We start from the raw sequence: 12,468 nt of genomic DNA, 5'->3' as shown, positions 1-12,468 counted from the left end.
AATATGCGAAATAATCAGCCTTGGCGCTGTTTATGCTTCGGCTCGGCACTGCAAATCACACGGATGACACCATCACGCTTAACGATTTTGCAGTTACGGCATAATTTCTTGACGGAAGCACGAACTTTCATTTTTACTCTCCGTAACTTCTCAGGCGACCAATTAGCGGCCGTAGCCTTTCAGGTTCGCCTTCTTCAATGCAGACTCATACTGACTGGACATCATCAGAGTTTGCACTTGAGCCATAAAGTCCATAATCACGACAACAACGATAAGCAGTGAGGTCCCACCGAAGTAGAACGGTACTTTCATTGCATCACGCATGAACTCCGGGATCAGGCAGATAAAAGTAATATAGAGCGCACCAACCAAAGTCAGGCGGGTCATTACTTTATCGATATACTTCGCCGTTTGCTCTCCCGGACGAATTCCTGGTACAAATGCACCGGACTTCTTCAGGTTATCTGCTGTTTCACGCGGGTTGAAGACCAACGCCGTGTAGAAGAAACAGAAGAAGATGATCGCAGACGCATAGAGTAACACATAAAGTGGTTGCCCAGGCTGCAAATACAGCGAAATTGTTGTCAGCCAGTTCCAACCAGTACCGCCCCCGAACCATGACGCGATGGTTGCCGGGAACAGAATAATACTGGAAGCGAAGATAGCCGGGATAACCCCCGCCATGTTCACTTTCAGCGGTAAATGTGTGCTCTGTGCAGCATAGACACGACGACCTTGCTGACGCTTAGCGTAGTTCACCACAATGCGGCGTTGACCACGTTCAACGAAGACAACAAAGAACGTCACTGCAAATACTAATACTGCAACCAACAGCAACAGGAGGAAGTGCAGGTCGCCTTGACGCGCTTGCTCGATAGTATGGGCGATGGCTGGCGGGAGGCCCGCAACAATACCGGCGAAGATAATGATAGAGATACCGTTACCGATACCACGCTCAGTAATCTGTTCGCCGAGCCACATCAGGAACATTGTCCCTGTGACCAGACTTACAACAGCGGTGAAATAGAATGCAAAGCCCGGGTTTAACACCAGGCCCTGCATACCAGGCATATTCGGCAGACCGGTAGCAATACCGATCGACTGGAATATTGCCAGCACCAGAGTACCGTAACGGGTGTACTGACTAATCTTACGACGTCCAGACTCCCCTTCTTTCTTCAACTCTGCCAGAGCCGGATGAACGACCGTCAGCAGCTGGATAATAATTGATGCCGAAATGTACGGCATAATACCCAATGCAAAGATAGAAGCACGGCTGAGAGCACCACCAGAGAACATGTTGAACATTTCAATGATGGTGCCTCGCTGTTGCTCAAGCAGTTTGGCAAGTACAGCGGCATCGATACCAGGGATCGGAATAAAAGAGCCAATACGGAACACAATCAGCGCGCCGATAACAAACAGCAGTCTGCGTTTCAGCTCGCCAAATCCACCTTTGGCACTTTGAAAATCTAATCCCGGTTGCTTAGCCATCTGCTACTTATTCCTCAATTTTACCGCCAGCAGCTTCGATAGCAGCACGAGCACCTTTAGTAACACGCAGGCCACGAACAGTTACCGGAGTAGAAACTTCACCAGCCAGGATCACTTTCGCGAACTCGATCTGGATACCGATAATGTTTGCTGCTTTCAGCGTGTTCAGGTCTACAACGCCGCCTTCAACTTTCGCCAGGTCAGACAGACGGATTTCCGCTGTGATCGCTGCTTTGCGAGAGGTGAAGCCGAACTTCGGCAGACGACGGTACAGTGGCATCTGGCCACCCTCGAAACCGCGACGCACGCCACCGCCAGAACGAGAGTTCTGACCTTTGTGACCACGACCACCGGTTTTGCCGAGGCCAGAACCGATACCACGACCCAGGCGTTTACCCGCCTTTTTAGAGCCTTCGGCCGGAGACAGAGTATTTAAACGCATCTCTTACTCCTCAACTTTAACCATGAAGTAAACCGCGTTGACCATACCACGAACAGCAGGAGTATCCTCGCGCTCAACGGTATGACCAATACGACGCAGACCCAGGCCAAGCAGCGTTGCCTTGTGTTTCGGCAGACGACCGATTGCACTGCGGGTTTGAGTGATTTTAATAGTCTTTGCCATGGTCAATTACCCCAGAATTTCTTCAACGGATTTACCACGCTTGGCAGCGACCATTTCTGGAGAATTCATATTTTCCAGGCCATCAATAGTTGCACGAACCACGTTGATCGGGTTGGTGGAACCATATGCTTTGGCCAGAACGTTATGAACCCCAGCAACTTCCAGAACGGCGCGCATTGCACCACCGGCGATGATACCGGTACCTTCTGAAGCTGGCTGCATGAATACACGAGAACCCGTGTGAACACCTTTAACTGGGTGCTGCAGGGTGCCGTTGTTCAGCGCGACGTTAATCATATTGCGACGGGCTTTTTCCATCGCTTTCTGGATCGCTGCTGGAACTTCACGCGCTTTACCGTAACCAAAACCAACGCGACCGTTACCATCGCCTACTACAGTCAGAGCTGTGAAGGAGAAAATACGACCACCTTTAACGGTTTTAGATACGCGGTTTACCGCGATCAGCTTTTCCTGCAGTTCGCCAGCCTGTTTTTCGATGTGAGCCATCTTACACCTCTACCTTAGAACTGAAGGCCAGCTTCACGGGCAGCATCTGCCAGTGCCTGGACACGACCATGATATTGGAACCCGGAACGGTCAAAGGAAACATTGCTGATGCCTTTTTCCAGAGCGCGTTCAGCAACAGCTTTACCTACAGCTGCAGCGGCGTCTTTGTTACCGGTGTACTTCAATTGTTCTGAGATAGCTTTTTCTACAGTAGAAGCAGCTACCAGAACTTCAGAACCGTTCGGTGCAATTACCTGTGCGTAAATATGACGCGGGGTACGATGTACCACCAGGCGAGTTGCACCCAGCTCTTTGAGCTTGCGGCGTGCGCGGGTCGCACGACGGATACGAGCAGATTTCTTATCCATAGTGTTACCTTACTTCTTCTTAGCCTCTTTGGTACGCACGACTTCGTCGGCGTAACGAACACCCTTGCCTTTGTAAGGCTCAGGACGACGGTAGGCGCGCAGATCTGCTGCAACCTGACCGATCAGCTGCTTATCAGCGCCTTTCAGCACGATTTCAGTTTGAGTCGGACATTCTGCAGTGATACCGGCCGGCAGCGGATGCTCAACAGGGTGTGAGAAGCCCAGAGACAGGCCTACTGCATTCCCTTTGATAGCTGCACGATAACCTACACCAACCAGCTGAAGCTTTTTAGTGAAGCCTTCGGTAACACCAACAACCATTGAGTTCAGCAGGGCACGCGCGGTACCAGCCTGAGCCCATCCATCCACGAAACCATCACGTGGACCGAAGGTCAGAGCGTTATCTGCATGTTTAACTTCAACAGCTTTGTTGAGGGTACGAGTCAGCTCGCCGTTTTTACCTTTGATCGTAATAACCTGACCGTCGATTTTTACATCAACGCCGGCAGGAATAACGACCGGTGCTTTAGCAACACGAGACATTCTTTCCTCCGATTAGGCTACGTAGCAGATAATTTCGCCACCAAGACCAGCCTGGCGCGCTGCACGATCAGTCATAACACCTTTAGAGGTAGAAACAACTGCGATACCAAGACCAGCCATAACTTTTGGCAGCTCATCTTTTTTCTTATAGATGCGCAGGCCTGGGCGGCTGACACGCTGAATGCTTTCTACAACAGCTTTACCCTGGAAATACTTAAGAGTAAGTTCCAGTTCCGGCTTGGTGTCGCCTTCAACTTTAAAATCTTCGATAAAACCTTCTTCCTTCAGCACGTTGGCAATTGCCACTTTCAGCTTGGCGGAAGGCATGGTGACCGCAACTTTGTTCGCGGCCTGACCGTTACGGATACGGGTCAGCATATCCGCGATCGGATCTTGCATGCTCATCTGTCTTTACTCCCGTGATTCAATTGGTAATTACCAGCTAGCCTTTTTCAAGCCTGGCACTTCACCGCGCATGGCGGCTTCACGCAGTTTGATACGGCTCAACCCAAACTTGCCCACATAACCATGTGGACGACCTGTTTGACGACAGCGGTTACGCTGACGAGACGGGCTGGAATCACGCGGCAGAGACTGCAGCTTGAGAACCGCATTCCAACGATCTTCGTCGGAAGCGTTCACATCAGAAATGATCGCTTTCAGTTCAGCGCGTTTAGCGAAGAATTTATCAGCTAAAGCTACGCGCTTTACTTCGCGTGCTTTCATTGATTGCTTAGCCATTCAGTAACCCTACCTTACTTGCGGAACGGGAAGTCAAAGGCAGCCAGCAGAGCACGGCCTTCTTCGTCAGATTTCGCAGTAGTGGTAATGGTAATATCCAAACCACGCACGCGGTCGACTTTATCGTAGTCGATTTCTGGGAAGATGATCTGCTCACGGACACCCATGCTGTAGTTACCACGACCGTCGAAAGACTTAGCGGACAAGCCACGGAAGTCACGGATACGTGGAACAGCAATAGTGATCAGGCGCTCAAAGAACTCCCACATGCGTTCGCCACGCAGAGTTACTTTACAGCCGATCGGATAGCCCTGACGGATTTTGAAGCCTGCAACAGATTTGCGTGCTTTGGTGATCAGCGGTTTTTGACCGGAGATTGCTGTCAGGTCAGCTGCTGCGTTATCCAGCAGTTTCTTGTCAGCGATCGCTTCACCAACACCCATGTTCAGGGTGATCTTCTCGACCCGAGGGACTTGCATGACAGAATTGTAGTTAAACTCAGTCATGAGTTTGTTAACTACTTCGTCTTTGTAGTAATCATGCAGTTTCGCCATCGTACTACTCCAAATTACTTGATAGTTTCGCTGTTAGACTTGAAGAAACGGACTTTTTTGCCGTCTTCGAATCTAAAGCCTACACGGTCAGCCTTGCCGGTAGCCGCATTGAAGATTGCAACGTTAGAAACCTGAATAGCAGCTTCTTTTTCAACGATGCCACCTGGTTGGTTCAGGGCCGGAACCGGCTTCTGATGTTTCTTAACCAGGTTGATACCTTCAACGACAAGTTTGCCGGAAGACAGAACATTTTTTACTTTACCGCGTTTACCTTTATCTTTACCGGTTAACACGATAACTTCGTCATCACGACGGATTTTCGCTGCCATGATTCGCTCCTTAGAGTACTTCTGGTGCCAGAGAGATAATTTTCATGAACTTCTCAGTACGAAGTTCACGAGTTACCGGCCCAAAGATACGCGTGCCGATAGGCTGCTCGCTGTTATTGTTCAAAATAACGCATGCATTACCATCGAAGCGAATGACAGAACCGTCAGGGCGACGAACACCCTTCTTGGTGCGCACCACTACCGCCTTCAGCACATCACCTTTTTTGACCTTACCACGTGGAATTGCTTCCTTGATGGTGATCTTGATGATGTCGCCTACGCCTGCGTAGCGACGGTGCGAGCCACCCAGAACCTTGATACACATTACGCGACGTGCACCGGAGTTGTCGGCGACGTTCAGCATAGTCTGTTCTTGGATCATTTTAGTGCTCCGCTAATGTCAACTACTACCTGAGACTCTAAAATCAGAGCCGTTAAAAAGCCCCATATCGAGGGCGCGGCATTATAACACCGCTTCTGCAATATGGGTAGAAAAAATAAACGGCTCATCGCTGAGCCGTTTATTCGTATTGAGAAGGCGTACTGTATTACAGAACCGCTTTCTCTACAACGCGAACCAACGTCCAGGACTTAGTCTTGGACAGTGGACGGCATTCACGGATTTCAACCTTGTCGCCGATACCACATTCGTTGTTCTCGTCATGTACGTGCAGTTTGGTCGTACGCTTGATGAATTTACCGTAGATCGGGTGTTTCACAATACGTTCGATAGCTACAACAATGGATTTCTCCATTTTGTCGCTAACAACACGACCTTGCAGAGTACGGATTTTATCGGTCATTACGCACCCGCCTTCTGAGTCAGTAAAGTCTTAACGCGTGCAACATTGCGACGCACTTGCTTCAGCAGGTGAGTCTGTTGCAGCTGGCCACTTGCAGCCTGCATACGCAGGTTGAACTGCTCACGCAGCAGGTTCAGCAGCTCAGCGTTCAGCTCTTCAACGCTTTTTTCACGCAGCTCTTTTGCTTTCATTACATCACCGTCTTAGTTACAAAGGTGGTTTTGATAGGCAGTTTCGCTGCTGCCAGGCCGAAGGCTTCACGGGCCAGCTCTTCCGGAACACCGTCCATTTCATAAAGGACTTTGCCCGGTTGGATCAAGGCAACCCAGTACTCCACGTTACCTTTACCTTTACCCATACGAACTTCCAGTGGCTTCTCGGTGATCGGTTTGTCCGGGAATACACGGATCCAGATCTTACCTTGACGCTTAACTGCACGGGTCATTGCACGACGTGCTGCTTCGATCTGACGTGCAGTCAGACGACCACGGCCAACAGCTTTCAGACCGAAAGTGCCGAAGCTAACATCCGTACCCTGCGCCAGACCACGGTTGCGGCCTTTATGCACTTTACGGAATTTTGTACGCTTTGGTTGTAACATCAGCGACGCTCCTTATTTACGGCCTTTACGCTGCTGCTTTTTAGGTTGAGCAGCCGGTTTTTCCGGTTGTTCAACAGCAGCCATACCACCCAGGATCTCACCTTTGAAGATCCATACCTTAACGCCGATTACACCGTAAGTGGTGTGCGCTTCAGAGGTGTTGTAGTCGATGTCAGCACGCAGAGTGTGCAGCGGTACGCGACCTTCGCGGTACCATTCGGTACGTGCGATTTCCGCGCCGCCCAGACGGCCGCTAACTTCAACTTTGATACCTTTAGCGCCCAGACGCATTGCGTTCTGTACAGCACGCTTCATAGCACGACGGAACATAACACGACGTTCCAGCTGTGAAGTGATGCTGTCAGCAACCAATTTAGCGTCCAGTTCAGGCTTACGAACTTCAGCGATATTGATCTGTGCAGGAACGCCAGCGATATCCGCTACGACCTTGCGCAGTTTTTCTACGTCTTCGCCTTTCTTACCGATAACGATGCCAGGACGAGCAGTGTGGATAGTCACACGGATGCTCTTCGCTGGACGCTCGATAACGATACGAGATACAGACGCTTTAGCCAGTTCCTTAGTCAGGTACTGACGTACTTTAAAATCGCTGTCCAGGTTGTCAGCGAATTCTTTGGTGTTCGCAAACCAGGTAGAGTTCCATGGTTTTACAATACCCAGGCGAATACCATTAGGATGTACTTTCTGACCCATTGCTAGTCTCCAGAGTCTCAGCGATCGGACACAACCACAGTAATGTGGCTGGTGCGCTTCAGGATGCGATCTGCACGACCTTTCGCACGCGGCATAATGCGCTTCATGCTTGGGCCTTCATCTACGAAAATTTTCGCGACTTTCAGATCGTCGATGTCAGCGCCATCGTTGTGTTCAGCGTTAGCAATGGCAGATTCCAGTACTTTCTTGACCAATACCGCAGCTTTCTTGTTGGTATAGGTCAGGATGTCCAGGGCCTGCGACACTTTCTTACCGCGAATCAGGTCAGCAACAAGGCGAACCTTCTGAGCAGAAGAACGAGCATGGCGATGTTGAGCTAAAGTTTCCATCTCTTCCTCCTACCTTATTTCTTCTTCGCTTTTTTATCAGCAGCGTGGCCGCGATAAGTACGAGTCGGTGCGAATTCACCCAGTTTGTGACCAACCATTTCGTCGGTAACAAAGACTGGAACGTGCTGACGACCATTATGGACAGCGATGGTCAAACCGATCATGTTAGGAAAGATCGTTGAACGACGGGACCAAGTGCGCAGGGGCTTCTTGTCTCCGCTTTCCACCGCTTTCTCTACCTTCTTCAGCAAGTGCAGGTCAATAAAAGGACCTTTCTTGAGAGAACGTGGCATGGCTTATCCTCTAAAATTATTTGCTACGGCGACGTACGATAAATTTATCAGTACGCTTGTTGCTGCGGGTCTTCTTACCTTTGGTCTGAACGCCCCACGGAGTTACCGGGTGCTTACCAAAGTTACGACCTTCACCACCACCATGTGGGTGGTCGACTGGGTTCATCGCAGTACCGCGAACGGTAGGACGAACACCACGCCAGCGTGCAGCACCTGCTTTACCCAGAACGCGCAGCATATGCTCAGCATTGCCAACTTCGCCCAGAGTAGCGCGGCAGTCTGCTTCGACTTTACGCATTTCACCAGAACGCAGACGCAGGGTGACATAAGCACCATCACGAGCAACGATCTGAACGTAAGTACCAGCGGAACGTGCCAGCTGACCGCCTTTACCTGGTTTCATTTCTACGTTATGAACGGTAGAACCAACCGGGATATTGCGCATCGGCAGGGTGTTGCCTGCTTTGATTGCAGCATCAACGCCAGACTGAATCTGGTCGCCAGCTTTCAGGCCTTTAGGGGCCAGGATGTAACGGCGTTCGCCGTCTTTGTACAGAACCAGCGCGATGTTCGCGGAACGGTTCGGATCGTACTCAAGACGTTCAACAACTGCTGGGATACCGTCTTTGTTGCGTTTGAAGTCAACAATACGATAAGCCTGCTTGTGGCCACCACCGATGTGACGAGTGGTGATACGGCCATTGTTGTTACGACCACCGGATTTGCTGTTTTTTTCCAGCAACGGAGCAAAAGGTTTGCCCTTGTGCAGCTCAGGGTTAACCACTTTAACTACGTGGCGACGACCCGGAGATGTCGGTTTACATTTAACAACTGCCATTGTATTACTCCTCCGACTTACTCAGCGCCGCCAACGAAGTCCAGGTTCTGGCCTTCTTTAAGGGTGACGTAAGCTTTTTTCCAGTCGCTACGACGACCGATACGCTGTCCGTGACGTTTAACTTTCCCTTTAACTACCAGGGTGTTAACGACTTCGACTTCGACTTCAAACAGTTTCTGCACAGCAGCTTTGATCTCTGCTTTGGTCGCGTCTTTAGCAACTTTGAGAACGATGGTGTTTGTTTTTTCCATCGCAGTAGACGCTTTTTCAGAAACGTGCGGTGCGCGAAGCACCTTCAGCAGACGTTCTTCACGAATCATGCCAGCATCTCCTCAACTTGCTTAACAGCATCAGCAGTCATTACGACTTTGTCGAAGGCGATCAGGCTAACCGGGTCGATACCAGTCGCATCGCGTACGTCAACCTTGTGCAGGTTACGTGCGGCCAGGAACAGGTTCTCGTCCAGCTCACCGGTGATGATCAGCACATCTTCCAGAGCCATGTCTTTCAGTTTCTGTGCCAGCAGCTTAGTTTTAGGCGCTTCAACAGAGAACTTCTCGACAACGATCAGACGATCCTGACGTACCAGTTCGGACAGGATGCTTTTCAGCGCGCCGCGGTACATCTTTTTGTTAACTTTTTGACTGTGGTCCTGTGGACGCGCAGCGAAGGTCACGCCACCTGAACGCCAAATCGGGCTCTTGATAGAACCTGAACGCGCACGGCCGGTACCTTTCTGGCGCCATGGCTTTTTGCCAGAACCAGTTACTTCAGCACGAGTCTTCTGAGCACGAGTACCCTGACGAGCACCAGCTGCATAAGCAACAACAACCTGGTGAACCAGCGCTTCGTTGAAATCACGACCGAAGGTAGTTTCGGAAACAGTCAGCGCGCTCTGCGCGTCTTTCAATACTAATTCCATTGCTATCCCCTTACGCCTTCACAGCTGGTTTAACGATCAGGTCGCTACCGGTTGCACCCGGAACTGCACCTTTAACCAGCAGCAGGTTGCGCTCAGCGTCAACACGTACTACGTCCAGGCTCTGAACGGTTACACGTTCGTTACCCAGCTGACCTGCCATTTTCTTGCCTTTGAACACTTTGCCCGGAGTCTGGTTCTGACCGATAGAACCCGGAACGCGGTGAGACAAGGAGTTACCGTGGGTAGCGTCCTGGGTACGGAAGTTCCAGCGCTTAACGGTACCAGCAAAACCTTTACCTTTAGAGGTACCGGTTACGTCAACTTTTTTAACGTCAGCAAACAGCTCAACGCTAATGTCCTGACCTACGGTGAACTCTTCGCCTTCAGCAAGACGGAATTCCCACAGACCACGGCCAGCTTCTACGCCAGCTTTAGCGAAGTGACCCGCTTCTGGTTTGGTTACACGGTTAGCTTTTTTAGCACCAGTGGTAACCTGAATAGCGCGGTAGCCATCGTTAGCCAGATCTTTAACCTGAGTAACGCGGTTTGCTTCAACTTCGATTACGGTTACTGGGATAGAAACGCCATCTTCAGTGAAGATGCGGGTCATACCCACTTTTTTACCGACTAAACCAATCATTGTTTCAACCTCTCAATCGCTCGATGACCTGATTAACCCAGGCTGATCTGCACGTCTACACCGGCAGCCAGATCCAGACGCATCAGAGCATCAACGGTTTTCTCAGTTGGCTCAACGATGTCAACCAGACGCTTGTGAGTGCGGATTTCGTACTGATCGCGCGCGTCTTTGTTAACGTGCGGAGAGATCAGAACGGTGAAACGCTCTTTGCGGGTCGGCAGCGGGATCGGACCACGGACTTGCGCACCAGTGCGCTTAGCAGTCTCGACGATTTCCGCGGTTGATTGATCGATCAGACGATGATCAAACGCTTTAAGGCGGATACGGATTCTTTGGTTCTGCATGAGACCAGAGCTCCAATTATTTTATAAACGAAAATGATTACTCCTCAAACCCATTACGATTGATGGGAGAGTGTAACCGTTCTTACGTAGCTCCCCAATTGGGAGCATTGTTGAGTAACAAAATGAGCTACTCTGGTTCTGATTGAACCCGCCGTCAATTACGACAAGCCCGCGCATTATACGTAAATCTGGACAAGACGCAAGTGCCGTTTAGAAATTAAGCGCCAGAGGCACAGTATGCGTAAGGGCGCGCAACTTTTTACGCAATGTATCCCTTCTCAAGGCTTTGTCTCGAGCCCCTACGCAAGTGTCGTTTTTATAGATTGCCGACCAGGCCGATTATAGCGAGGATGCGCTCAAACCCCTTTGAGGCCTTTGCCATGTTAACCACCCTCCCCTTTTTGCTGGTCTATTTTTCGCTGACTGCCTTTCTCGTCCGTGCAGATATTCGCTACGGACTGCTTCCCGATAAATTTCTCTGCCAACTGCTATGGGCGGGCCTGCTCTTTCAGCTCTGTGTCCAACCTGATTTTCTGCCGAGTGCAGTGGTGGGAGCGATGGCTGGATATATCGGCTTTGCCGTTATTTACTGGGGATATCGGTTTATCTGCCGGCGTGAAGGGATGGGATATGGTGATGTAAAATACCTGGCGGCGCTTGGTGCGTGGCATGGCTGGTGCATGTTGCCTGCGCTGGCGTTACTCGCTGCGCTTATGGCGCTACTTTGCATTCTTGTGTTTTCGTTACTCCCCGGCGATAAGGGAGCATTAAAAAACCCACTGCCTTTTGGGCCATTTCTGGCAGCAGCGGGTTTATGCGTAGGCTGGAAGACGGTGGTTACTCTTCCACTTTAATCTGCGACTGAAGGTAGTTCTGCAGACCGATTTTAGCAATCAGATCCAGCTCTGTTTCCAGCCAGTCAATATGCCCTTCTTCATCGGCCAGGATCTGGATCATCATATCGCGGCTGACGTAGTCATGTACGCTGTCGGCATAGGCAATGGCTTCACGGAGATCTTTAGCGCCTTCAAGTTCCAGCCTGAGGTCGGAACGCAGCATCTCTTCGACATCTTCTCCGATACCCAGCTTGCCGAGATCCTGCAGGTTTGGAATGCCTTCAAGGAATAAAATACGCTCGATATATTTATCAGCGTGTTTCATCTCATCTATAGATTCATGGTACTCAACGTCGTTTAAACGTTTGAGTCCCCAGTTTTTGAACATTCTCGCGTGAAGAAAATACTGGTTGATTGCGACAAGCTCATTTCCCAATAATTTATTGAGATAACTTATGATTTTAACATCACCTTTCATTATATAGTCCCTCCGCTTCCACTCATTGAAGCGTAGATCGGGCTACAGGGATGTCAAAAAAAAGATGGGCGCTTACGCGATCTCTTTGTATTCCGGGATCTGCATCAATTCGTCCTGCATGATCTCTCGCGCAGCACGTACACATTTACCGCATTGATTTCCCACCGGAACAAATTTGCGTAGCTGCTGAAACGACTGAGGCTGAAACTGACGAACGGCCTGACGTATTTTCTTGTCGCTTACACCATTACATAAACAAACGTACATAGAGACTCCCGTTCAAATTATGCGCAAAGTGTAAGTGAGAATGGTTATGATTACAATAGCACAAACGCCACAATACGGAGCGGGAGCAGGCAAAAAATGCGTAATTTTGTGACAGTACCTGAGCGGCAGAAAACAAAAAAGGACGCCGAAGCGTCCTTTTTTTATTCAGGGATAATTAATTAGCCCAGAACTTTAGCAACAACGCCCGCGCCAACGGTACG

Annotated in this window: 26 protein-coding genes; 1 reads left to right on the top strand and 25 read right to left on the bottom strand. The window is 50.1% G+C overall.

Annotated features, from left to right (window positions below):
- Positions 1 to 14 precede the first annotated feature (14 nt).
- The 23 genes from rpmJ to rpsJ all read right to left on the bottom strand — a co-directional run bounded on the left by rpmJ (position 15) and on the right by rpsJ (position 10,666).
- Positions 15 to 131, bottom strand: a complete 117-nt coding sequence (gene rpmJ / locus INF68_RS22595; RefSeq protein WP_000868187.1) for a 50S ribosomal protein L36 — start codon at positions 129 to 131, stop codon at positions 15 to 17.
- A 31-nt stretch (positions 132 to 162) separates the two neighbouring features.
- Positions 163 to 1,494, bottom strand: a complete 1,332-nt coding sequence (gene secY / locus INF68_RS22590; RefSeq protein WP_003863305.1) for a preprotein translocase subunit SecY — start codon at positions 1,492 to 1,494, stop codon at positions 163 to 165.
- Between the two features lie 7 nt (positions 1,495 to 1,501).
- On the bottom strand, positions 1,502 to 1,936 hold the full coding sequence (gene rplO / locus INF68_RS22585; protein WP_003863304.1) for a 50S ribosomal protein L15: 435 nt from the start codon (positions 1,934 to 1,936) through the stop codon (positions 1,502 to 1,504).
- Positions 1,937 to 1,939: 3 nt separating this feature from the next.
- Positions 1,940 to 2,119 (bottom strand): 50S ribosomal protein L30, encoded by a 180-nt coding sequence (gene rpmD / locus INF68_RS22580; RefSeq protein WP_003863301.1) that lies wholly within the window; start codon positions 2,117 to 2,119, stop codon positions 1,940 to 1,942.
- Positions 2,120 to 2,125: 6 nt separating this feature from the next.
- Positions 2,126 to 2,626, bottom strand: coding sequence for a 30S ribosomal protein S5 (gene rpsE, locus INF68_RS22575; RefSeq protein WP_003863299.1), 501 nt, complete (start codon positions 2,624 to 2,626; stop codon positions 2,126 to 2,128).
- Positions 2,627 to 2,640: 14 nt separating this feature from the next.
- Positions 2,641 to 2,994, bottom strand: a complete 354-nt coding sequence (gene rplR / locus INF68_RS22570) for a 50S ribosomal protein L18 (RefSeq protein WP_003863297.1) — start codon at positions 2,992 to 2,994, stop codon at positions 2,641 to 2,643.
- 9 nt (positions 2,995 to 3,003) lie between these two features.
- Positions 3,004 to 3,537, bottom strand: a complete 534-nt coding sequence (gene rplF, locus INF68_RS22565) for a 50S ribosomal protein L6 (protein ID WP_003863296.1) — start codon at positions 3,535 to 3,537, stop codon at positions 3,004 to 3,006.
- 12 nt (positions 3,538 to 3,549) lie between these two features.
- Positions 3,550 to 3,942, bottom strand: coding sequence for a 30S ribosomal protein S8 (gene rpsH, locus INF68_RS22560; protein WP_006178918.1), 393 nt, complete (start codon positions 3,940 to 3,942; stop codon positions 3,550 to 3,552).
- 30 nt (positions 3,943 to 3,972) lie between these two features.
- Entirely contained in the window at positions 3,973 to 4,278 is a 306-nt protein-coding gene (gene rpsN, locus INF68_RS22555) for a 30S ribosomal protein S14 (protein ID WP_003863291.1), read from the bottom strand.
- 14 nt (positions 4,279 to 4,292) lie between these two features.
- A complete protein-coding gene (rplE, locus tag INF68_RS22550; RefSeq protein ID WP_001096206.1) occupies positions 4,293 to 4,832 on the bottom strand; it encodes a 50S ribosomal protein L5 in 540 nt (179 codons plus the stop codon).
- A gap of 14 nt (positions 4,833 to 4,846) precedes the next feature.
- Positions 4,847 to 5,161 (bottom strand): 50S ribosomal protein L24, encoded by a 315-nt coding sequence (gene rplX / locus INF68_RS22545; protein ID WP_003863287.1) that lies wholly within the window; start codon positions 5,159 to 5,161, stop codon positions 4,847 to 4,849.
- A gap of 10 nt (positions 5,162 to 5,171) precedes the next feature.
- Positions 5,172 to 5,543 (bottom strand): 50S ribosomal protein L14, encoded by a 372-nt coding sequence (gene rplN, locus INF68_RS22540; RefSeq protein WP_002919748.1) that lies wholly within the window; start codon positions 5,541 to 5,543, stop codon positions 5,172 to 5,174.
- Positions 5,544 to 5,709: 166 nt separating this feature from the next.
- Positions 5,710 to 5,964 carry a 30S ribosomal protein S17 gene (rpsQ, locus tag INF68_RS22535; RefSeq protein WP_008503489.1) on the bottom strand — a complete coding sequence of 85 codons (255 nt, stop codon included), beginning with the start codon at positions 5,962 to 5,964 and terminating at the stop codon, positions 5,710 to 5,712.
- Positions 5,964 to 6,155 carry a 50S ribosomal protein L29 gene (gene rpmC / locus INF68_RS22530; protein ID WP_003863282.1) on the bottom strand — a complete coding sequence of 64 codons (192 nt, stop codon included), beginning with the start codon at positions 6,153 to 6,155 and terminating at the stop codon, positions 5,964 to 5,966. Before rpmC ends, rpsQ begins: the two co-directional genes overlap by 1 nt.
- The gene (gene rplP, locus INF68_RS22525; protein WP_002919759.1) at positions 6,155 to 6,565 is read right to left on the bottom strand and encodes a 50S ribosomal protein L16; all 411 of its coding nucleotides are present in this window, start codon (positions 6,563 to 6,565) and stop codon (positions 6,155 to 6,157) included. Before rplP ends, rpmC begins: the two co-directional genes overlap by 1 nt.
- 12 nt (positions 6,566 to 6,577) lie before the next feature.
- Positions 6,578 to 7,279 (bottom strand): 30S ribosomal protein S3, encoded by a 702-nt coding sequence (gene rpsC / locus INF68_RS22520; RefSeq protein WP_000529945.1) that lies wholly within the window; start codon positions 7,277 to 7,279, stop codon positions 6,578 to 6,580.
- 17 nt (positions 7,280 to 7,296) lie between these two features.
- Positions 7,297 to 7,629: a 50S ribosomal protein L22 gene (rplV, locus tag INF68_RS22515; protein WP_002919773.1), complete on the bottom strand. Its 333-nt coding sequence runs from the start codon at positions 7,627 to 7,629 to the stop codon at positions 7,297 to 7,299.
- A 14-nt stretch (positions 7,630 to 7,643) separates the two neighbouring features.
- Complete coding sequence (gene rpsS / locus INF68_RS22510; RefSeq protein WP_001138117.1) at positions 7,644 to 7,922, bottom strand: 30S ribosomal protein S19; 279 nt, start codon at positions 7,920 to 7,922, stop codon at positions 7,644 to 7,646.
- Between the two features lie 16 nt (positions 7,923 to 7,938).
- Positions 7,939 to 8,760, bottom strand: a complete 822-nt coding sequence (gene rplB, locus INF68_RS22505; RefSeq protein WP_000301859.1) for a 50S ribosomal protein L2 — start codon at positions 8,758 to 8,760, stop codon at positions 7,939 to 7,941.
- 17 nt (positions 8,761 to 8,777) lie between these two features.
- Complete coding sequence (gene rplW, locus INF68_RS22500; RefSeq protein ID WP_000617546.1) at positions 8,778 to 9,080, bottom strand: 50S ribosomal protein L23; 303 nt, start codon at positions 9,078 to 9,080, stop codon at positions 8,778 to 8,780.
- A complete protein-coding gene (gene rplD / locus INF68_RS22495) occupies positions 9,077 to 9,682 on the bottom strand; it encodes a 50S ribosomal protein L4 (protein WP_000424395.1) in 606 nt (201 codons plus the stop codon). The genes rplW and rplD overlap by 4 nt, the downstream gene beginning before the upstream one ends.
- Before the next feature lie 10 nt (positions 9,683 to 9,692).
- Complete coding sequence (gene rplC / locus INF68_RS22490) at positions 9,693 to 10,322, bottom strand: 50S ribosomal protein L3 (protein WP_003863274.1); 630 nt, start codon at positions 10,320 to 10,322, stop codon at positions 9,693 to 9,695.
- Positions 10,323 to 10,354: 32 nt separating this feature from the next.
- Positions 10,355 to 10,666 carry a 30S ribosomal protein S10 gene (rpsJ, locus tag INF68_RS22485; RefSeq protein ID WP_001181005.1) on the bottom strand — a complete coding sequence of 104 codons (312 nt, stop codon included), beginning with the start codon at positions 10,664 to 10,666 and terminating at the stop codon, positions 10,355 to 10,357.
- Between the two features lie 380 nt (positions 10,667 to 11,046).
- Here rpsJ and INF68_RS22480 point away from each other — a divergent pair, with 380 nt between their 5' ends.
- On the top strand, positions 11,047 to 11,520 hold the full coding sequence (locus INF68_RS22480; protein WP_126787481.1) for an A24 family peptidase: 474 nt from the start codon (positions 11,047 to 11,049) through the stop codon (positions 11,518 to 11,520).
- On the opposite strand, the gene bfr is transcribed toward INF68_RS22480, so the two are convergent.
- Positions 11,504 to 11,980, bottom strand: a complete 477-nt coding sequence (gene bfr, locus INF68_RS22475) for a bacterioferritin (protein ID WP_008503492.1) — start codon at positions 11,978 to 11,980, stop codon at positions 11,504 to 11,506. The genes INF68_RS22480 and bfr overlap by 17 nt on opposite strands.
- 72 nt (positions 11,981 to 12,052) lie before the next feature.
- Positions 12,053 to 12,247, bottom strand: coding sequence for a bacterioferritin-associated ferredoxin (gene bfd, locus INF68_RS22470; RefSeq protein ID WP_008503493.1), 195 nt, complete (start codon positions 12,245 to 12,247; stop codon positions 12,053 to 12,055).
- Positions 12,248 to 12,468 lie beyond the last annotated feature (221 nt).

Source organism: Enterobacter cloacae complex sp. P16RS2 (genome assembly GCF_014982155.1).
Taxonomy (GTDB): domain Bacteria; phylum Pseudomonadota; class Gammaproteobacteria; order Enterobacterales; family Enterobacteriaceae; genus Enterobacter; species Enterobacter cloacae_M.
This window is presented reverse-complemented; position numbering and strand designations above follow the sequence as displayed.

Bases quoted from the DNA above. Each gene is read 5' to 3' on its own strand.
- rplN (WP_002919748.1), bottom strand. From the start codon at position 5,543: ATGATCCAAGAACAGACTATGCTGAACGTCGCCGACAACTCCGGTGCA.
- rpmC (WP_003863282.1), bottom strand. From the start codon at position 6,155: ATGAAAGCAAAAGAGCTGCGTGAAAAAAGCGTTGAAGAGCTGAACGCT.
- rpmJ (WP_000868187.1), bottom strand. From the start codon at position 131: ATGAAAGTTCGTGCTTCCGTCAAGAAATTATGCCGTAACTGCAAAATC.
- rplR (WP_003863297.1), bottom strand. From the start codon at position 2,994: ATGGATAAGAAATCTGCTCGTATCCGTCGTGCGACCCGCGCACGCCGC.
- rplV (WP_002919773.1), bottom strand. From the start codon at position 7,629: ATGGAAACTTTAGCTCAACATCGCCATGCTCGTTCTTCTGCTCAGAAG.
- rpsQ (WP_008503489.1), bottom strand. From the start codon at position 5,964: ATGACCGATAAAATCCGTACTCTGCAAGGTCGTGTTGTTAGCGACAAA.
- rplW (WP_000617546.1), bottom strand. From the start codon at position 9,080: ATGATTCGTGAAGAACGTCTGCTGAAGGTGCTTCGCGCACCGCACGTT.
- rpsN (WP_003863291.1), bottom strand. From the start codon at position 4,278: ATGGCTAAGCAATCAATGAAAGCACGCGAAGTAAAGCGCGTAGCTTTA.
- rpsE (WP_003863299.1), bottom strand. From the start codon at position 2,626: ATGGCTCACATCGAAAAACAGGCTGGCGAACTGCAGGAAAAGCTGATC.
- secY (WP_003863305.1), bottom strand. From the start codon at position 1,494: ATGGCTAAGCAACCGGGATTAGATTTTCAAAGTGCCAAAGGTGGATTT.
- rplX (WP_003863287.1), bottom strand. From the start codon at position 5,161: ATGGCAGCGAAAATCCGTCGTGATGACGAAGTTATCGTGTTAACCGGT.
- rpsH (WP_006178918.1), bottom strand. From the start codon at position 3,942: ATGAGCATGCAAGATCCGATCGCGGATATGCTGACCCGTATCCGTAAC.
- rpsS (WP_001138117.1), bottom strand. From the start codon at position 7,922: ATGCCACGTTCTCTCAAGAAAGGTCCTTTTATTGACCTGCACTTGCTG.
- bfr (WP_008503492.1), bottom strand. From the start codon at position 11,980: ATGAAAGGTGATGTTAAAATCATAAGTTATCTCAATAAATTATTGGGA.
- bfd (WP_008503493.1), bottom strand. From the start codon at position 12,247: ATGTACGTTTGTTTATGTAATGGTGTAAGCGACAAGAAAATACGTCAG.
- rpsC (WP_000529945.1), bottom strand. From the start codon at position 7,279: ATGGGTCAGAAAGTACATCCTAATGGTATTCGCCTGGGTATTGTAAAA.
- rplC (WP_003863274.1), bottom strand. From the start codon at position 10,322: ATGATTGGTTTAGTCGGTAAAAAAGTGGGTATGACCCGCATCTTCACT.
- rplF (WP_003863296.1), bottom strand. From the start codon at position 3,537: ATGTCTCGTGTTGCTAAAGCACCGGTCGTTATTCCTGCCGGCGTTGAT.
- rpsJ (WP_001181005.1), bottom strand. From the start codon at position 10,666: ATGCAGAACCAAAGAATCCGTATCCGCCTTAAAGCGTTTGATCATCGT.
- rpmD (WP_003863301.1), bottom strand. From the start codon at position 2,119: ATGGCAAAGACTATTAAAATCACTCAAACCCGCAGTGCAATCGGTCGT.
- rplE (WP_001096206.1), bottom strand. From the start codon at position 4,832: ATGGCGAAACTGCATGATTACTACAAAGACGAAGTAGTTAACAAACTC.
- rplD (WP_000424395.1), bottom strand. From the start codon at position 9,682: ATGGAATTAGTATTGAAAGACGCGCAGAGCGCGCTGACTGTTTCCGAA.
- rplB (WP_000301859.1), bottom strand. From the start codon at position 8,760: ATGGCAGTTGTTAAATGTAAACCGACATCTCCGGGTCGTCGCCACGTA.
- rplP (WP_002919759.1), bottom strand. From the start codon at position 6,565: ATGTTACAACCAAAGCGTACAAAATTCCGTAAAGTGCATAAAGGCCGC.
- INF68_RS22480 (WP_126787481.1), top strand. From the start codon at position 11,047: ATGTTAACCACCCTCCCCTTTTTGCTGGTCTATTTTTCGCTGACTGCC.
- rplO (WP_003863304.1), bottom strand. From the start codon at position 1,936: ATGCGTTTAAATACTCTGTCTCCGGCCGAAGGCTCTAAAAAGGCGGGT.